Origin of the sequence: Cohnella ginsengisoli (assembly GCF_029525555.1) — a bacterium.
Lineage (GTDB): Bacteria > Bacillota > Bacilli > Paenibacillales > Paenibacillaceae > Cohnella > Cohnella ginsengisoli.
In genome coordinates, this window is the sequence record NZ_JAPDHZ010000002.1 from 282,327 (window position 1) to 299,207 (window position 16,881).

Sequence of the window (16,881 nt, forward strand, 5' to 3'; positions counted from 1 at the left end):
ACCCGCATTTAAACGTACGCGGCATACCGGGCGCCCGCGTAAAAAAAGCCGACCGGAATCTGCCGGTCGGCTTCAATCATATAAATTAGGGTTCGTGACGCATCGACCGCTACGCGAGCAGCAGTCGATTCTTCCATTCGAATCTAGCAAGGACAGGCATCAGGAAGACGCGCGAAACGCAGTTCACGCCATCCCCAGGTGCGCCGTACAATTGTGCAGCGTGGGTACCCAGCCTCCGTCTTCGCGCTCCAAAATCGTCAGGGACAAATTCGCGATTCGGCTGTCGTCCACGCCGCTATCGAGCGCCTGCAGCAATTGTGCCAAAAAGCTCCCGTGCGTCACGACCAGCCAGCTCTGCCCCGGGTGGCTCGAGGCAAACCCCTCTACGAAAGCCAGGCCTCTGGCTCTCACTTGCGCATCCGACTCCTGGCCGGGAACCCGTCCGCGCCAATCGGCGCCCCACCGCGCCACGCGCTCATCCTCCGTCGTGCCCTCCGCTTCGCCGAAGCCGCGTTCGCGCAGCATGGCATCGCTGACGAGCGGCAGCTCCAGCCGCTCCGCGATCAGTTCGGCCGTTCGCCTCGCGCGCATCAGGTCGCTGCTGACGATGCCGTCCCAGGTCGCCGGCTCCCGGCGAAGCCTGTCCGCCAGCAGAAGCGCTTGACGTTCGCCCTCCGCGCTGAGCGGAATGTCCGTCGCGCCTTGGATCCGGCCGGCTATGTTCCAAGCGGTGACGCCGTGTCTGACCAAACCTAATTTCATCCTGCCGCTCATGCTTTTTTCAACCTCGTATACCAATTTACGATGAGAAATGCCGTCAATATGCCGAGCACGGACAGCATAATCCAATAACCGGGCATCGCCGGCGAAGAATTCAGCACGAACGGATCGCTCATGCGGGACACGGGCATATCGATCTGCAGCGCTCCGTGCATATCGCCCGCGCCGGCCGCTTCCATAATGCTCGCCGACTGCGTCCGGTCCGCATGCATGCGGTCGTAAAGCGTAAGCAAAATGCCGCTGCCGCATAACGCCAGCAGACAGGCGACGATCGTGACGACCCTTCGACGGAACGGGCCGGTAAACGTGTAAGCCCTGCGCGCAGGCGGCAGCAGCCAGCCGTCCTCCGCGTAGATTCGGCTCATCACGCTGGCGTTAACCGCCTGGGCTGCCTGCGCGGGCACCGACCCGGATTCTTCAAGCGCCACCTCGCGTATGAGCGCCACGCTCTCCTCCCACCACCGGAACTCGGCAGCGCAAGCCGGGCAGCCCGCGACGTGCGCGTCGATCTCGCGCCGCTGCGGATCGCCCTCTTCGAGATCCCAATACGCTTCCATCTGCTGCTGAACGTGTCCGCACGTCAGGGTCATCTTGACTTCAACTCCTCGTATACCTTCATCAAGGCCGGCTCGGGCTCGTGAAAGTACTTTTCCAATTGAATCTTCACGCTGGCTCTGGCGCGAAACAGCAGCGACTTGACCGCGCTTACCGTCTGTCCGAGGATGCCCGCGATCTCCTGATAATCGAGCCCCTCATACTCTCTTAGCACCAGCGCGGATCGCTGCTTCTCGGGCAGGTTATTGATTGCCTCGCGCACCATCGCCACTTTTTCGTTGCGGAGCAGCGTCTGCTCGGGCGCCGCCTCGTAAGGAGCGAGCGGCACGTAGGTCGTATCGTCGAGCGACAAATGGGCCGCCTTTTGCTTGCGAAGCTCGCTCAGCACCGTATTGCGCGAAATCGTATAAAGCCAGGTGGAAAACGAAGCGTCAACCTCTCGAAACGAATGCAAACTCCGATAAGCCTTGTAAAAAGTCTCGGAGCACAGGTCTTCGGCCATCATCTCGAGCTTGGCGCCGCGCAGCATATGATAAATAAAAGACAGGATCTTCTTCTGATACTTGGCCATCAACTCGGAATACAACTCCGCGTTGCCTTCCTTGATTTCCCGAATCAGTTGAGAATCGGTCATCATTTTAACGCGACCTCCACCTTCCGGGGGACGTCTTCAGCCTGTATAACGTTATACCGGCGTTCGGACATAAAGTTGCGATTGCAGCCAAAAGATTCATGGCATCCCCATTTTTTTACATAAGATATCATCATTGTATCATAGTAAGCTGGCGTAAAGAATTAAATTAGCCTTAAAAATTTCTCAATATTGGGTTTGAACGAACCAAAACGCGGCAAGCAAATTAAAATCCGATGTATTTATCTTCGTATTCCTCTCGTGTGAAACTTAAAGGCAGAAAAAAAAACACCGCCACAACGGGCGGTGCGAATGCATAAAGCATTCAGGATTAGGATAGGAGTGGAGAGAAACCATACTGTACTTTTATTATATGTATCCGTTTTCATATTGTCAATAAGCGTTTTCATTTTTTATTAAAAATAAAAACCGCAGGACCCTGTAGGACCCTGCGACGTTCGAAGCTAAAAATAAACCGAGTATTGGAGCGTTCGGAGAAGTTCGACGGCGCGATCGAGATCTTCGCCGTGACGGAAGGACAGCCGCAGCACGCCGGGCACGTCCTCTCTGCTCTCGATAATGTGCAAATTGCTGAGATTGATCCGAGCCTGCCCGAGTTCCGTCGCGATCCGTCCGACGATGCCCGGCTGATCGGGCACGTCGACGTAGCATTCGTGCAACGACGTGATCATGCCCTTGCGCCGTTCGGGCAGATTGTCGCGAAACCGGCCAGCGCCGCTGAACCGCTCGACGATGCCTTCGCCATCCCGATCCTCGAGCAGCCGTTCGAACGCGGCGATCTCGCCGCGCCAGTCGGCGAGCAGCTTGAGCAGGACGTCGCGATTGCCTAGCAGAATGTCCCGCCATATGTATGGATCGCTGGACGCGATCCGCGTAATGTCGCGGAATCCGCCGGCGGCCAGGCGTCGATATAAATCGTTGGATTCGTTGTATCCCGCGATCTGGTTGACCAGCGCGACCGCGATGATATGCGGCAGATGGCTGATCGCGCCGACGATGTCGTCGTGGAGGCCCGCCTCGATCTTGACGATGTTGGCGCGCGTCCAGCGAAGCAGCTCCTCGAGCCGCTCGATCGTCTCAGGCGGCGTGCCCGGCGACGGGGTCAGCACGTAAAACGCATTTTCGTACAAATCCGGAGTGGCGGCCTCGACGCCGGAGCGCTCCGAACCGGCCATCGGATGACCGCCGATGAACACCGCGCCACTCAGCTTCAGCCGCTCCGCATAGCTCACGACGGACGCCTTCGTGCTGCCGACGTCCGTGATGATGCATCCCGCCTTCAGCGGCAGCTCGGACAGCCGCTTCAAATAATCGTCGAGCATGCCCACCGGGACGCATAGCACGATGACGTCCGCGTCGGCCGCTGCCGCTTCGACCGACGTCGTCGCTTCGTCCACGACGCCGAGCGCCAAATATTTGTCGACCGATGCCGCGTTCACCGAATGGCCGACGATGGTAAGCCCGGGCTTGCCCTTCCAGCATAGCGCCAGCGAGCCGCCGATCAATCCGACGCCGAAAATGGCGATCCGGAGAGCTTTTCCGTTAGGTGTCGTTTGCGACGTTTCGTGAACGGCTTTGCCTTCGATCATACCCTACGCTTGCACCCCGATTTCCTGCAGAACGGCTTCAAGCGCTTCCGCGACCTTCGCGTTCTGCTCTGCGCTCCCGACCGTGATGCGGATGCGCGTCGGATAGCCGCGCTGGCCGGCCCGGATGATGACGCCTTTGCGGAGCAGCGCGTCGAATACTTCCAGCGAAGGACGCTTTACGTCAACCATAATAAAGTTGCCGTGCGCGGGGGAAGTAGTCGAGTCCCAGCCTGTCGAACTCGGCACGAAGAAACGCAAGTCCTTCGCGGTTAGCCGTGCGGCAGCGGTCGAGGAACTCGTCGTCGTTCAGCGAAGCGAGCGCGGCCGCCTGGCCGAATCTCGACGTGTTGAACGGCTCGCGGACCTGGTTGATCGAGCGAATCAAGCCCGGCGCCCCGATGCCGTAGCCAATGCGAAGCGAGGCGAGTCCATAGATCTTCGAGAACGTACGCAGCAGGATGAGATTCGGATAGCGATTCAGCAGCGCCAATCCGTCCGAATAGGACGGATCCTCCACGTATTCGCAATAAGCCTCGTCCAGCACGACAAGGACGCGGTCCGGCACTTGGTCGAGGAACGCCGTCAACTCGTCGTCGCTCACGATCGTGCCCGTCGGATTGTTCGGATTGCAGACCCATACGATCTTCGTCTTGTCGTTGACTTTGGCCAGCATCGCCGGCAGATCGTGCTTGCCGTCGGCGAGCGGCACTTCGACGCTGACGCCGTTTTCGATCGTGACGTTATGCTTGTACTGCGGGAACGTCTCGACGGCCATGACCGTCTCGTCTCCCGGCTGCAAGTAAGCGCGCGCGATCATCAATATAATTTCGTCGGAGCCGGCCCCGAAAATAATCTGATCGGCGTTCACGCCCGTTCGTTTCGCGATCGCGTTCGTCAGCTCGACGGCCGCGCCGTCCGGATAGATGCTGATTTGCTCGAGCTCGCGGCGAATCGCGTCCGCCGCCTTCGGGGGAGCTGCCGAAAGGATTTTCGTTGGAAGCCAGCTTGATGACCTCGTCGAGGCCAAGCTCGCGCTTTACTTCTTCGATCGGCTTGCCGGGTTGATAGACGGGCAAATCGACGATATTCGGTTTGGGCTGCATCGGATGGTTTCCTCCCTGGCTTCATCATAAAGGACGGAGCGATTGTCCGCTCCGTCCCAAGAACAACATGCTTCTATTGTGACATATCTCTATGTCGCTGTACAGATGCAAAGCTTTCAAGCGAGCGCCTACCGCTCGCTGGCTTTTCCGTTCCCACGCATCCGCCCGATAGCTGCCGGCGTCCGCTCGCTTCCCTACTAGGCTTTCTCGGATTTGCGCGGCTTCAAATCCGCGATAAACGCCTGTACCGCGGCCAGCCCGGCCTCCGTCAGCGCGTTATCGCCGAGCGCCTCCGGCGGCAGCGACGCTTCGACCTGGCGCACGATCGCGCTGCCGACGATGACGCCATCTGCCACGCCCGCGAATCGCTCCGCCTGCTCGCGCGAGGAGATGCCGAAGCCGACGCAGATCGGCACGCTGGACGCGCGGCGGACCGTCTCCAAAAACCGGTCGATGCCCGCGTGAAAATCGGAACGCACGCCGGTCACGCCGAGCGACGACACGCAATAGACGAAGCCTTTCGCCTTGGAAGCGATCCGTTCGACGCGCGCTTCGGACGTCGGCGCGACGAGCGGAATGAGATGGACGCCCGTCCGCTCCGCGATCCCGCGCACTTCAGTATCCTCTTCGAGTGGCAGGTCGGGAATGATGACCCCGCTGAAGCCATGCTCTTGCAGCAGGCCGAAAAACCGCTCGAGTCCGAGCTGCAGCGCCGGATTAAAGTACGTGAACAAAATGAAAGGCATCCGTACGCCTGCCGCGCGCGCCTTGCTCGCGACGCCAATGCAGTCGGTCAACGAAATCCGGTGACGGAGCGCCCGCTCGGAGGCGCGCTGGATGACCGGACCGTCGGCCAGCGGATCCGAATAGGGCACGCCGAGCTCGATCATATGCGCGCCGGCCGCTTCGGCGGCGGCAATCAGCTTGACCGAGGTGTCAAGGTCGGGATCGCCCATCGTCAGGAAAGGAATGAGCGCCGTCTCTCCCCTTGCGGCAAGCTCCGCAAATACGGTGTCGATCGCGTTCGCCGTGGCCGTGCTCATGGCAGATCCCCTCCCAAATATCCGATGATCGATTCAACGTCCTTGTCTCCGCGCCCGGAAAGGCTGATGACGATCGTCTTGTCCTTCGGCAGCGTCGGCGCCAGCTTCAGCGTGTGCGCGACGGCATGCGCCGATTCGAGCGCCGGGATGATGCCTTCCTTGCGGGACAGCAGCTGGAGCGCGTCAAGCGCCTCCGCGTCCGTGATCGGCACGTACTCCGCGCGTTTGACGTCCTTCAGGTAAGCATGCTCCGGCCCGATGCCCGGATAGTCGAGACCCGCGGAGATCGAATGCGCTTCTTGCACCTGTCCGCCTTCATCCTGGAGCACGTAGCTCATCGATCCCTGGAAGACGCCCGGCGTCCCCTTGGTCATCGTCGCCGCGTGCTTGTCGGTGTCGACGCCCCGTCCTGCCGCTTCGACGCCGATCAGGCGTACGGACGTATCCGCTACGAACGGATGGAAAATGCCCATCGCATTGCTGCCGCCGCCGACCGCCGCGACGATGACGTCGGGCAGCCTGCCTTCCGCTTCGAGAATCTGATCCTTCGTCTCGAGGCCGATGACGCGCTGGAAATCCCGAACCATCATCGGGTAAGGATGCGGGCCCGTTACCGAGCCGAGAATGTAATACGTGTCGTCGACGTGGCTGACCCAGTAGCGAAGCGTCTCGTTGCAGGCGTCCTTCAGCGTGCGGGTACCCGAGGTAACGGGAACGACCTCGGCGCCTAGCAGCTTCATGCGGAAAACGTTCAGCGCCTGGCGCTTCGTGTCCTCCTCGCCCATGAACACCTTGCATTCGAGGCCGAGCAGCGCGGCGACCGTCGCGGAAGCGACGCCATGCTGGCCCGCGCCCGTCTCGGCGATGATCTTCTTCTTGCCCATCCGCTTCGCCAGCACCGCTTGACCGATCGTATTGTTGATCTTGTGGGCGCCGGTATGGTTCAAGTCCTCGCGCTTCAAATAGATCTTGGCTCCCCCGAGATGCTCGGTGAGGCGCTCCGCGTAGTACAGCGGCGTCGGACGTCCCGAATATTGCTTGAGCAAATAACGCACTTCCGCCAGAAAATCGGGATCGTCCTTGTAACGGTCGTATGCTTCCTCCAGCTCGTACAGCGCGTTCATCAGCGTCTCGGGCACGTACCGCCCGCCGAAGCTGCCGAATCGGCCGTAAGTGTCCGGCACTTGAGTCGTCGTCATGATTGCTGCTTCACCCTTTCCGCGAATGCGGCGATTTTAGTCGCGTCCTTGACGCCGTTCGTCTCGACGCCGCTTGAAATGTCAACGCCGTCAGGCTTATAGGCCGACAGCAGTTCCCTTACGTTGTCCGGATCCAGGCCGCCCGCCACGAACAAACGAATGCCGGCAGACTCGGCCGCCCGCTCGTAGGCCGGAATCGTTCCCCATGGAAAGGCGCGTCCCGTGCCGCCGCCGGCCGTGTCGATCAGCACGGCGGATACGGCGCCGGCGTAGGCTGCCAGCCGCGAGGGCCCGTTATCTGCCGCTTCGCCTTCGGCCGCAAATCCGCCCGATGCTATGTCTTCGCCGCCAGCGGACAGCGCGCGCCATACTTCTACGTTAAAGCGACGGCCGACCTCCCGGCAAAAATCCGGCGTCTCCCCTTTGCCGTGCAGCTGCACGACGTCTAGCTCCGCGGCCGCGAGCGCGGCTTCGAGGGCCTCGAGCGTCGGGTCGACGAACACGCCGACGGCAAGCGGCGGCCGGCCTCCCGCCATCCTGGATTCGCGCGACGCGCGGATCAGCTCTCCCGCCAGCTCCGGCGCCACGTAGCGCCGGCTTTTCTGCGCGAAGATGAAGCCGATATAGTCGACGGGCATGCCGTCCATCGATTTCAGCGTCTCGGCCTGCATGATGCCGCATATTTTTACCGCCGGACGCGCGGATGGATCCGCCGTAGTCAGCGGCGTCCGATTTCTATCGTCCGTACCGTTCATCCTGCGGCTCCCGTCTTTACGACAGGACCGAGCAGACCTTCGATCGCCGCGCCGACGTCCGGCTGCCGCATGAAGTGCTCGCCGACGAGCACGGCTTGCGCGCCCGCCCGGCCGACGAACGCGATATCGTCCCGAGAAGCGATCGCGCTCTCGCTGACGGCCGTGACGCCCTGCGGCATGAGGGCGATCAGCTGCTCCGTGACCGACAGATCGGTCTCGAACGTGTGCAGGTTGCGGTTGTTGACGCCGATGAGCGTCGCGAGCCCGACTTCGAGCACCGTCTCGAGCTCGGGACGGTCGTGGACCTCGACGAGCACGTCCAGCCCGATGTCGCGCGCGAGCCGATGATAGGCGTCGAGCTGACGCTTGTCCAGTATGGCCGCGATGAGCAGGATCGCGTCGGCGCCGATGAGCCGCGCTTCGTAGATTTGACGCTCGTCGATCGTAAAGTCTTTGCGCAGCAGCGGGACGTTCACGCCTTCGCGGACGCCGCGCAAATAATCGTTGCTGCCTTGAAAATACTGAACGTCCGTCAGCACCGAGATGCAGTCCGTGCCGGCTGCCTCGTAGGCTTTAGCAAGCTGAACCGGATGGAAGTCCGGCCGGATGAGCCCCTTGGACGGGCTCGCCTTCTTCACCTCGGCGATCAATCCGACCGGACGGTTGCGGCGGCCCGCTTGAAGCGCCGCTTCGAAGCCCAGGCAAGCGGGCAGGCTCGCGATCTCGCGCTCCGCCGCGCTCAAGTTCATCGAAGACTTCAACGCCTCCGCTTCTTCTTTCTTCGTCGCTACGATCCGATCAAGAAACATGTCCGAGCTCCTCCGTCCGCTTGATCCATTCCGCCAGCTTCGCGCTTGCTGCGCCCGAGTCGATCGTCTCCGCGGCGAGCTTGACGCCCTCCGCCAGGCTGTTAGCCCGGCCCGCTACATAAATGCATGCGCCTGCGTTAGCCAGAACGACGTCGCGGTAGGCGCCGCGCTCACCGGCCAGAATGCGGCGCACGATGACGGCGTTTTCGGCCGCGTCGCCGCCGATCAGCTCCCCGAGCGGCAGTGTCGCAAGGCCCAGATCTTCAGGCGTAATATCGTAAGTCGTGACGACGCCGTCCTTCAGCTCCGACACTTGCGTCGGCGCGGAAAGGCTGATCTCGTCGAGTCCGTCATGGCTGCCGACGACCATCGCCCGCTTCAAGCCAAGCCTGCCGAGCACGGCGGCGACGACATCGGTCTTGGTCCTGTCGTACAAGCCCATCAGCTGGCGATCGGCGCCTGCCGGATTCGCGAGCGGCCCGAGCATATTGAAGATCGTGCGGACGCCGAGCTCGCGGCGCGGGCCAGCAGCGTGCTTCAGGGCGGGATGGTACAGCTGGGCGAACATGAACGTGATGCCCGTATCGCGCAGGCAAGACGCGGCTTGGTCCGCCGTAAGCTGAATGTTCACGCCAAGCGCCTCGAGCACGTCCGCGCTGCCGGCTTTGCCGCTCATCGCGCGGTTGCCGTGCTTCGCGACCCTGGCGCCCGCCGCCGCCGCGACGATCGCCGACGAGGTGGAAATATTGAATTTATGAATGCCCGATCCGCCCGTGCCGCAGGTATCCAGCAGGTCCTCGTGAGGAGCCGCCACCTTGCTTCCGAAGTCCCGCAGCGCCTCCGCGAAGCCGGTGATTTCTTCGATGCTCTCGCCTTTGAGCCGGAGCGCGACCATCGCCGCGCCGATCTGCGCAGGCGTCGCTTCGCCCCGCATGATGAGGCTCATCACGCCATGCGCTTCTTCCTTCAGCAGATCGTGGCCGGCCATCGAGCTTCGCCATCGCTTGCGGCATCGTAATATTCGCGTCTATTACCGTCATCGTCATACCCTCCCGAGCTTTATTTTGAGCCGATCAATCGTAGTCCAGGTTCGTGCCGCGGTCGCCCGCCATGACGATCAGCCTGCCTTGCTTCGTCTTCGCAGGCGAAGGGAACATCGCTTCCGCGGCGCGGATGGCCTTGAGGCAGCCCTTGGCCTTATTGACCGTCTCTTCATATTCGCTCTCCGGCACGGAATCCCATACGATCCCCGCTCCCGCTTGCACGTAGGCTTTGCCGCCCTTGAACACGATCGTGCGGATCGTGATGCACGTATCCATGTTGCCGGAGAAGCCGAAGTAGCCGATGGCGCCCGCGTACGCGCCCCGCGCCTCGCGCTCAAGCTCGGAGATGATCTCCATCGCGCGCAGCTTCGGCGCGCCGGACACGGTGCCTGCCGGCAGGCAGGACAGGAACGCGTCGAAAAACGTTTTGTCCGGTGCGAGCTTGCCCGTGACGTTGGACACGATGTGCATGACGTGCGAGTACCGCTCGATCTCCATGTACGAATCGCAGCGCACGGTGCCGAATTCGGAGACGCGCCCCAGGTCGTTGCGGCCCAGATCGACGAGCATGACATGCTCCGCGCGCTCCTTCTCGTCCGCGAGCAGCTCCTGGGCGAGAGCGGCGTCTTCTTCGGGCGTTCGGCCCCTCGGACGCGTGCCCGCGATCGGCCGGGTCTCGACGCGGTCGCCGTCGACTTTGACGAGCAGCTCGGGCGAGGCGCCTACGATCACCTCGTCGCCCAGCTTCAGCATGTACATGTAGGGCGAAGGGTTCATCGTCCGCAGCATCCGGTACACTTGAAGCGGATCGACCTCCGTCTCGATGTGAAAGCGCTGGGAGAGCACGACTTGGAAAATATCGCCCGCCCTGATGTATTCCTTCGCTTGGCCCACGTTCGCGATGAACTGCTCTTTGGTCAGGTTCGACCTTACATCCCCGAGTTCGGGATCCGCGGGCGGCGTACCCACGGCAGGCGCAGATGGCGGCAGCGGCTGACGCATGCGCGCGATCGTATCGTCCATGCTTGCGGAAACCTTATCGAATTCGCGTTCGATCTCTTCTTCGGTTGCGCCGTCTGATACATGCACGTTGCCGATGACGAGCACCTGCTGCTTGAAGTGGTCGAAAACGACGATTCGGTCGCAGAACATGAAGTGCATGTCGTCCATGTTCAGGTCGTCCTCGCGATGCGGCGGCAGCCTGCGCTCGTAATACTGCAGCAGGTCGTAACCGAAAAATCCGATCGCGCCGCCCGTAAACGGCGGAAGGTCAGGCAGCGCGGGACTGCGATAGCCCCGGAGTCGCTCTCGCAGGAGCTTCAGCGGATCCGTCGTCTCGAACGTCTCCTCGCGTCCTCCCTGCTCGATGGTCACTTTGTTTGTTTTCAGCCGAAGCACCATGAACGGATCCGTGCCGATGAACGAATATCTCGCCCATTTGATGCCGCCCTCCACGCTTTCGAGCAAGAAGGCGCGCCCCCCCCTGGCCGAGCTGCTGGAAGACGCGAATCGGCGTCTCCGTGTCCGCCATCAACCTTCTGACGACCGGAATGACATTATAGGCGGCGGACAGCCGAATAACCTCCTGAAGCTCTTTCCCGCGCTGCTGTTCCATCTCTTGTCTCTCCCCTCTCCAGATCCGCAACCGATGCGAACCCGCCGATGCGCCGGCTCTGATACCGGCGATTGAATCACGAGCCTTGAAAACGCAAAAATCACCTCTGCGACCGCAGAGGTGACATCATGGATAAGGGATATGTAGACGCGCAATCGCCCGGACGAATGTCTCGGTTCGCTCGCTGCCTATGCCGACTTCACGATCCGCAAGGAACCGTATTCGGCCGCTCCGCTCATCTCATCTCTGCTCGTCTCACCCGCGCGTAAGTCGTCGTCCCTCCGGCCGACGGTTCTGCGCCAAGTAATGTTTCTACTATAGCATCGCCGGAGGGAGGGCGTCAACGGGCGGACGAGAGATCCGGCCGAAGCTTGACCGCTTCGCCGAGATAGACATGGCGAATCTCCGCTTGCGTCGCATCCGTATTCACGTGAACCATGAGCCGTATGCAGCGCTCGAGCCCGCCTTTGACGGGAATCTCCACGGAACACATCAACGGCACCAGCTCCCAGCCCGCCATTCTCCGAATTGCGCTGGCCGGGAACGTCGCGTCCAAATCCGGCGTCACCGTGATGAATACGCTGCAAATGTCCTCGGGGCGCGTACCGTTCTCTTCGACGATCGCGTCCAGCAGCTCGATCGTCGCTTCTAATATAGGTGCTGCTTCATTGGCGTCCACCGTAATGGCGCCTCGAATGCCTCTCATGCTCATGCGCTTCAAGCCTCCTCTGTCAACCCTTCGACGGTCTCTCTTACCCATGCTGCGCTTACGTCGCGTCTAATCTCGACGCTGCCGATCGACGTCGGCACGACGAATACCATGCTGCCTTCGCTGAACTTTTTGTCGTGCTGCATCGCCTTCATGATCTCGACGGCGTCAAGGTGGGCAGGTATGCGAACCGGCAATCCGAACTTGCGGAAGATCGCTTCCGTTCGATCGGCGATCTCTTCTCCATAGCCGAACCGGGCCGCAAGACGCGCGGAGCCGACCATTCCGATCGCGATCGCTTCGCCGTGCAGCAGCTCGCCGTAGCCGGCCGCAGCCTCGAGCGCATGCCCGATCGTATGGCCAAGATTGAGGATCGCGCGAAGATCGTTTTCCCGCTCGTCCCTGGAGACGACGATCGACTTGACCTTGCAGCCTTCATAGAGCGCGTATCCGAGCGCGTCGGGCTCGAGCGCGAGCAGTCGCTCCGCATTGTGCTCGCACCACTCCACGAATGAGGCGTCCCAGATGAGGCCGTGCTTGATCACCTCGGACAAGCCGGACCGGACCTCCCGTTCAGGCAGGCTCACGAGCGCGTCCAGATCGTACAGCACCGCTTCGGGCTGATGGAAGGCGCCGATAATGTTCTTCGCGAGACTGTGGTTGACCGCGGTCTTGCCGCCGACGCTGCTGTCGTGCGCGAGTATCGTCGTCGGCATCTGCACGAAGCGAACGCCGCGCATGTAGACGGCCGCCAGGAAACCTGCCAGGTCGCCTACGACGCCGCCGCCCAGCGCGACGACCGTCGATTTGCGGTCGAGTCCGCCCGTCAGCGCATCGGCGACGAGCGCGTCAAGCTGCGCAAGCGACTTGGACGATTCGCCCGAAGGCACAACGGACATGGTCACCCGGTAACCCGCTTTTTGCAGCGATTTTTTGATGTTGTCCGCATACAAGCCATGAACGGACGCGTCGGTGACGAGCAGCAGCGGCGAGCCTGCAGGCAAGCCCAGCCGCTCAAAGTATTCGCCGGACTTCGCGTGCAGGCCCGACCCGATATAGATCGGATAGGAGCGTTCGCCAAGATCGACGGTCAGTTCGCGGACTTCCCCCCGCGGCGGCCATTTAATAGGCCCTCGTCTGCTTCATATAATTCTCGTAGTTCGCGCGGATTTCTTCCATGGAATCCCCGCCGAACTTTTCAAGAAACGCTTTGGCGACTTCCCAGACGACCACGTTCTCCATCACGACGCTCGCCGCCGGCACCGCGCACGCATCCGAACGCTCGACCTGAGCGGTAAAAGGCTCGCGCGTGTCGATGTCAACGCTTTTCAGCGGCTTGTACAGCGTCGGGATCGGCTTCATGACGCCGCGCACGACGATCGGTTCGCCGTTCGTCATGCCGCCTTCGAAGCCGCCCAATCGGTTGCTCGCCCGATGATAGCCCTTTTCATTGGTATATAAAATCTCGTCGTGAACCTGCGAGCCGGGACGATCGGCCGCCTCGAAGCCGATGCCGATCTCGACGCCTTTGAAGGCGTTGATCGAAACGACCGCCTGGGCGATACGACCGTCGAGCTTGCGATCCCACTGTACGTGACTGCCGAGACCGATCGGCAGGCCCGTCACGATGCATTCGACGACGCCGCCGATGGAATCCCCGTCCGCCTTGGTCTTATCGATCAGCTCGATCATCCGCTGCTCCGTCTCGGCGTCGATGACGCGAACGGAGGAAGACTCCGTACGCTCGATCAGTTCGTCCACGCCGATGTCCGCAGGAAGCGGCGGCGCTTTGATCCCGCCGATGGAGACGACGTGGCCGGCTACGCGAATGCCGAATTCGGCGAGCAGCTGTCTTGCGACGGCGCCGACGGCCACTCTGGCAGCCGTCTCCCGCGCGCTGGAACGCTCCAAAATGTTGCGAAGGTCCTTCTGCTCGTACTTGATGCCGCCGTTCAGGTCGGCATGGCCCGGACGCGGACGGTGCACGCGCCGCTTGGCCTCGTCGCCGCCTTCGATCGGCTCGACGTTCATGACCGAAGTCCAGTGCTTCCAGTCGTTGTTGGCGACGATAAGCGCGACCGGCGCGCCGGTCGTGCGGCCGTGGCGTACGCCGCCCACGATCTGGGCCGTATCCTGCTCGATCTGCATCCGCCGTCCGCGGCCGTGTCCCTTTTGCCTGCGTTGAAGCTGGAAGTTAAGCGCCTCGAAATCAAGCTCCAGATTGCTCGGCAAACCTTCGATAATAGCGGTAAGCTGCGGGCCGTGCGTCTCCCCCCGCGGTTAAGTAGCGTAGTGTCAAGTGAGTTCCTCCCCGAGTCTTGCGGCAACCTCGAATACTTTTGTTTATTATAGTACAGCGTTAAAGCTTTTGACAAGAAAAGAGCCCGCCCATACGGACGGACCGGGATTCGGCGCGGCCCTTCCCGACGCTGCTTCAGTCGCGGGAGCCGGCCATGTCTCGCCTGTCTTCGCCGGAGACGGCTTTGTCCTTCGCCGCGAGGCGAGCTTGCACCGCTTCAGGCACCAGGCTAAGCAGAGACGGATGCTCTAGCCCCATGATTTGCGCGCATTCCTGCGCCGTGATGAGCCCGTTCCGATAGGCTTCGATCGCTTTGCGCTTGTCCATGATTCCCTCCGCTGCCTCTTGATCGCTCCTAGTATCGCGCAGCGGAGGCCGCTTCATACGATGCGGCGGTAGAAAAAGTGTCAGCCGTCTCCAGCCCATATTGGCCGGGCGAGAAAATCTGCTCGGTGCTGCCGACGAAGAGGATGCCTCCCGGCTTCAGCGCCTTGGCGAACTTCTCGTACAGCTGCTGCTTCGCTTCTTCGGTAAAGTAAATCATGACGTTGCGGCAGACGATCAAGTCAAAGCCGTCCTGGAACGAGTCGAAAAGCAGGTTTTGCTTCTGGAACCGGACGGCGCGCTTCAGTTTGTCGTCGACCTGGAAGAAGTCGCCGCCGCCTTTGAAGTAAACGTCCGCCATGCCTTTCGGCACTTCCCGGATCGAGCGCTCGGGGTAGATGCCGTTTTTGGCTTTGGCGAGCACGCCCTCGTCGATATCGGTCGCGAGCAGCGTCGCTTGGCCGAGGGCCCCGAGCCGGTCGAGGATCATCGCGATCGTATAAGGCTCTTCTCCCGTCGAGCATGCGGCGCTCCAAACTTTAAGTTTGGGCGAACGCTTGATCATGTCCGGCAGAAATCGCTCCATCAACATGTTCCAGCGATTCGGGTTGCGCCAAAATTCGGAGACGTTGATCGTCATGCGGTCCAAAAATTCGTTGCGAAGGCGCGGTTCGTCCATGATCGCTTTAAAATAGGAAGAAAAATCGGCAAAACCGTTTTTGACGCGCAGCGTCGTAAGCCGCCTGCGCATCTGCGTTTCTTTGTACTGCGAAAGATCGATGGACGTAGCCTTGCGGACGTTCGCGATAAAATTGGCGAAATCCTCGTCCTCCGGCGCCATCCGCGCTGAATGTTCGCTCATGCCCATGCTCCCCGTCGGTTCGTAACGCTGGCTAAACTGCCTAGATCCACACTTGAATGACTTTTTCGTAGTCGAGAAGCTCATCCTCGTCAAAAAAAGATGCCGATCTCGCGAAGCGCGTTGTCGTGCGAATCCGAGCCGTGAATCAAGTTGTAATTCGTATGTATCGCGTAATCTCCGCGAATCGTCCCCGGAGCGGCCTCGATGCCGCTCGTCTTGCCGATCAGCTGGCGGGCGGCCGCGACGGCTTCATCGCCCTCCCATACCATGGCGAAAACGGGGCCGGAAGTAATGAAGGTAATCAGACGGTCGTAAAAGACCTTGCCCTTATGTTCGGCGTAATGCCGCTCGGCCAGTTCTGGCGTTACCCGCATCAGCTTGGCGGCGATCAGCTTCAGTCCCTTGCGCTCGAAGCGGCCGACGATCTCCCCGATCAGCCCCCGTTCGACGCCGTCAGGCTTTACCATGAGATACGTGCGTTCCATCATTCAACCCCCTGTATTACGAAAGGCCTGTCCGGCGCATCCGCGGCATTTCCATCATTTTACCACAATCATGCCGATTAATAGCTTCTTTGCGCCACAAATCTCGCGATATCGGCTAAATTTTTGCGCGCGGGGATCGACGGCAAGCCTTCAAGCAGCTTAAGCGCCTTGGCCATGTACCGCTCGGCCAGCGCCTCGGCCTGCCGAATGCCCGAGCTGCCCCGCACGAGCTTGACGGCCGCGCTCGAATCCGCCATCCCGCCCGCGGCCTGAATGCTGGCGATCTCGCCCAGCAGCTTGTCCCGAAGCGCCGGTTCCTGCAGCGCGTAAAGGACGGGCAGCGTAATGTTGCCCTGCCTCAGGTCGCTGCCCGGCGGCTTTCCGATCGCCTTCTCCGTGCCGCACAAATCGAGCAGATCGTCCGTGATTTGAAACAGCATGCCGACGTTGTAGCCGTACCGGTACAAGATGTCGCACTGCTTTTTTAGGCGCGCCCGCCGCCATCGCGCCGAGCTGGCAGCTGATGGCGATGAGCAGCGCGGTCTTGCGGCGAATGCGCAGCAAATAGTTGCGGACGCTCTGCTCCGTGTTGAAAAAGTCGCGAATCTGCTCCATCTCTCCGATGCACATCTGAACGATCGCGCCGGACAAAATCTGATGAATGCGAGGTTGCGCGAGCTCCGTCGCGATGACGAGCGACTTGCCGTGCAGATAATCGCCGGTGAACATCGCGATGCGGTTGTCCCACTTCGCCTTGACCGTCGGCTGCCCGCGGCGCGTGTCCGCGTCGTCGATCACGTCGTCGTGCACGAGCGACGCCATATGAATAAGCTCGAGCGGCACGGCGACGCGCTTGAGCTGGTCGAGCGAATAGTGGCCGAACTTGCCCGACAGCAGCACGAACACCGGACGCAGGCGCTTGCCTCCCGCCTTCAGCAGGTGCAGCGCCGATTCGTTCAGGAGCGGCAGGTCGCTGGCGACGCTGCTTGCCAGCGCGTCTTCGATCGCCTGCAGATCGGATTTGAGTGAAGCGTAGAGCTGCATCAACTTCATATAGTC

14 protein-coding genes and 4 pseudogenes are annotated in these 16,881 nt (G+C 61.1%); all 18 read right to left on the bottom strand.

Annotated elements, in window-relative coordinates; all coding sequences use genetic code 11:
- Positions 1-183 precede the first annotated feature (183 nt).
- A complete protein-coding gene (locus tag OMP38_RS01390; protein WP_277563570.1) occupies positions 184-774 on the bottom strand; it encodes a histidine phosphatase family protein in 591 nt (196 codons plus the stop codon).
- Positions 771-1,370 (bottom strand): anti-sigma factor family protein, encoded by a 600-nt coding sequence (locus OMP38_RS01395; protein ID WP_277563571.1) that lies wholly within the window; start codon positions 1,368-1,370, stop codon positions 771-773. Before OMP38_RS01395 ends, OMP38_RS01390 begins: the two co-directional genes overlap by 4 nt.
- Positions 1,367-1,969: an RNA polymerase sigma factor gene (locus OMP38_RS01400; RefSeq protein ID WP_277565133.1), complete on the bottom strand. Its 603-nt coding sequence runs from the start codon at positions 1,967-1,969 to the stop codon at positions 1,367-1,369. The genes OMP38_RS01395 and OMP38_RS01400 overlap by 4 nt, the downstream gene beginning before the upstream one ends.
- Positions 1,970-2,430: 461 nt before the next feature.
- On the bottom strand, positions 2,431-3,576 hold the full coding sequence (locus tag OMP38_RS01405) for a prephenate dehydrogenase (protein ID WP_277563572.1): 1,146 nt from the start codon (positions 3,574-3,576) through the stop codon (positions 2,431-2,433).
- Between the two features lie 3 nt (positions 3,577-3,579).
- Positions 3,580-4,679, bottom strand: a pseudogene (gene hisC, locus OMP38_RS01410) (histidinol-phosphate transaminase).
- A gap of 197 nt (positions 4,680-4,876) precedes the next feature.
- Positions 4,877-5,722: a tryptophan synthase subunit alpha gene (gene trpA / locus OMP38_RS01415; RefSeq protein WP_277563573.1), complete on the bottom strand. Its 846-nt coding sequence runs from the start codon at positions 5,720-5,722 to the stop codon at positions 4,877-4,879.
- Positions 5,719-6,921, bottom strand: coding sequence for a tryptophan synthase subunit beta (gene trpB / locus OMP38_RS01420; protein WP_277563574.1), 1,203 nt, complete (start codon positions 6,919-6,921; stop codon positions 5,719-5,721). The genes trpA and trpB overlap by 4 nt, the downstream gene beginning before the upstream one ends.
- Positions 6,918-7,676: a phosphoribosylanthranilate isomerase gene (locus OMP38_RS01425; protein ID WP_277563575.1), complete on the bottom strand. Its 759-nt coding sequence runs from the start codon at positions 7,674-7,676 to the stop codon at positions 6,918-6,920. The genes trpB and OMP38_RS01425 overlap by 4 nt, the downstream gene beginning before the upstream one ends.
- Positions 7,673-8,485, bottom strand: a complete 813-nt coding sequence (trpC, locus tag OMP38_RS01430) for an indole-3-glycerol phosphate synthase TrpC (protein ID WP_277563576.1) — start codon at positions 8,483-8,485, stop codon at positions 7,673-7,675. Before trpC ends, OMP38_RS01425 begins: the two co-directional genes overlap by 4 nt.
- On the bottom strand, positions 8,475-9,473 hold the full coding sequence (trpD, locus tag OMP38_RS01435) for an anthranilate phosphoribosyltransferase (RefSeq protein WP_338130381.1): 999 nt from the start codon (positions 9,471-9,473) through the stop codon (positions 8,475-8,477). The genes trpC and trpD overlap by 11 nt, the downstream gene beginning before the upstream one ends.
- Before the next feature lie 85 nt (positions 9,474-9,558).
- On the bottom strand, positions 9,559-10,983 hold the full coding sequence (trpE, locus tag OMP38_RS01440; RefSeq protein WP_420869614.1) for an anthranilate synthase component I: 1,425 nt from the start codon (positions 10,981-10,983) through the stop codon (positions 9,559-9,561).
- Between the two features lie 500 nt (positions 10,984-11,483).
- On the bottom strand, positions 11,484-11,855 hold the full coding sequence (aroH, locus tag OMP38_RS01445; protein ID WP_277563577.1) for a chorismate mutase: 372 nt from the start codon (positions 11,853-11,855) through the stop codon (positions 11,484-11,486).
- 5 nt (positions 11,856-11,860) lie between these two features.
- On the bottom strand, positions 11,861-12,979 hold the full coding sequence (gene aroB, locus OMP38_RS01450; protein ID WP_277565134.1) for a 3-dehydroquinate synthase: 1,119 nt from the start codon (positions 12,977-12,979) through the stop codon (positions 11,861-11,863).
- Positions 12,975-14,151 (bottom strand): annotated as a pseudogene (gene aroC / locus OMP38_RS01455) (chorismate synthase). Before aroC ends, aroB begins: the two are co-directional and overlap by 5 nt.
- 135 nt (positions 14,152-14,286) lie before the next feature.
- Positions 14,287-14,478: a hypothetical protein gene (locus OMP38_RS01460; protein ID WP_277563578.1), complete on the bottom strand. Its 192-nt coding sequence runs from the start codon at positions 14,476-14,478 to the stop codon at positions 14,287-14,289.
- 28 nt (positions 14,479-14,506) lie between these two features.
- Positions 14,507-15,343 (bottom strand): CheR family methyltransferase, encoded by an 837-nt coding sequence (locus OMP38_RS01465; protein WP_420869573.1) that lies wholly within the window; start codon positions 15,341-15,343, stop codon positions 14,507-14,509.
- Positions 15,344-15,377: 34 nt separating this feature from the next.
- A pseudogene (gene ndk / locus OMP38_RS01470) lies at positions 15,378-15,822 on the bottom strand (nucleoside-diphosphate kinase).
- A gap of 77 nt (positions 15,823-15,899) precedes the next feature.
- Positions 15,900-16,875, bottom strand: a pseudogene (locus tag OMP38_RS01475) (polyprenyl synthetase family protein).
- Between the last annotated feature and the right edge of the window lie 6 nt (positions 16,876-16,881).

Excerpts from the sequence above, each read along its gene's own strand:
- trpD (WP_338130381.1), bottom strand. The coding sequence starts at position 9,473 with ATGGCCGGCCACGATCTGCTGAAGGAAGAAGCGCATGGCGTGATGAGC.
- trpC (WP_277563576.1), bottom strand. The coding sequence starts at position 8,485 with ATGTTTCTTGATCGGATCGTAGCGACGAAGAAAGAAGAAGCGGAGGCG.
- OMP38_RS01465 (WP_420869573.1), bottom strand. The coding sequence starts at position 15,343 with ATGGGCATGAGCGAACATTCAGCGCGGATGGCGCCGGAGGACGAGGAT.
- OMP38_RS01425 (WP_277563575.1), bottom strand. The coding sequence starts at position 7,676 with ATGAACGGTACGGACGATAGAAATCGGACGCCGCTGACTACGGCGGAT.
- aroH (WP_277563577.1), bottom strand. The coding sequence starts at position 11,855 with ATGAGCATGAGAGGCATTCGAGGCGCCATTACGGTGGACGCCAATGAA.
- OMP38_RS01395 (WP_277563571.1), bottom strand. The coding sequence starts at position 1,370 with ATGACCCTGACGTGCGGACACGTTCAGCAGCAGATGGAAGCGTATTGG.
- OMP38_RS01390 (WP_277563570.1), bottom strand. The coding sequence starts at position 774 with ATGAGCGGCAGGATGAAATTAGGTTTGGTCAGACACGGCGTCACCGCT.
- OMP38_RS01460 (WP_277563578.1), bottom strand. The coding sequence starts at position 14,478 with ATGGACAAGCGCAAAGCGATCGAAGCCTATCGGAACGGGCTCATCACG.
- OMP38_RS01400 (WP_277565133.1), bottom strand. The coding sequence starts at position 1,969 with ATGACCGATTCTCAACTGATTCGGGAAATCAAGGAAGGCAACGCGGAG.
- trpB (WP_277563574.1), bottom strand. The coding sequence starts at position 6,921 with ATGACGACGACTCAAGTGCCGGACACTTACGGCCGATTCGGCAGCTTC.
- OMP38_RS01405 (WP_277563572.1), bottom strand. The coding sequence starts at position 3,576 with ATGATCGAAGGCAAAGCCGTTCACGAAACGTCGCAAACGACACCTAAC.
- trpA (WP_277563573.1), bottom strand. The coding sequence starts at position 5,722 with ATGAGCACGGCCACGGCGAACGCGATCGACACCGTATTTGCGGAGCTT.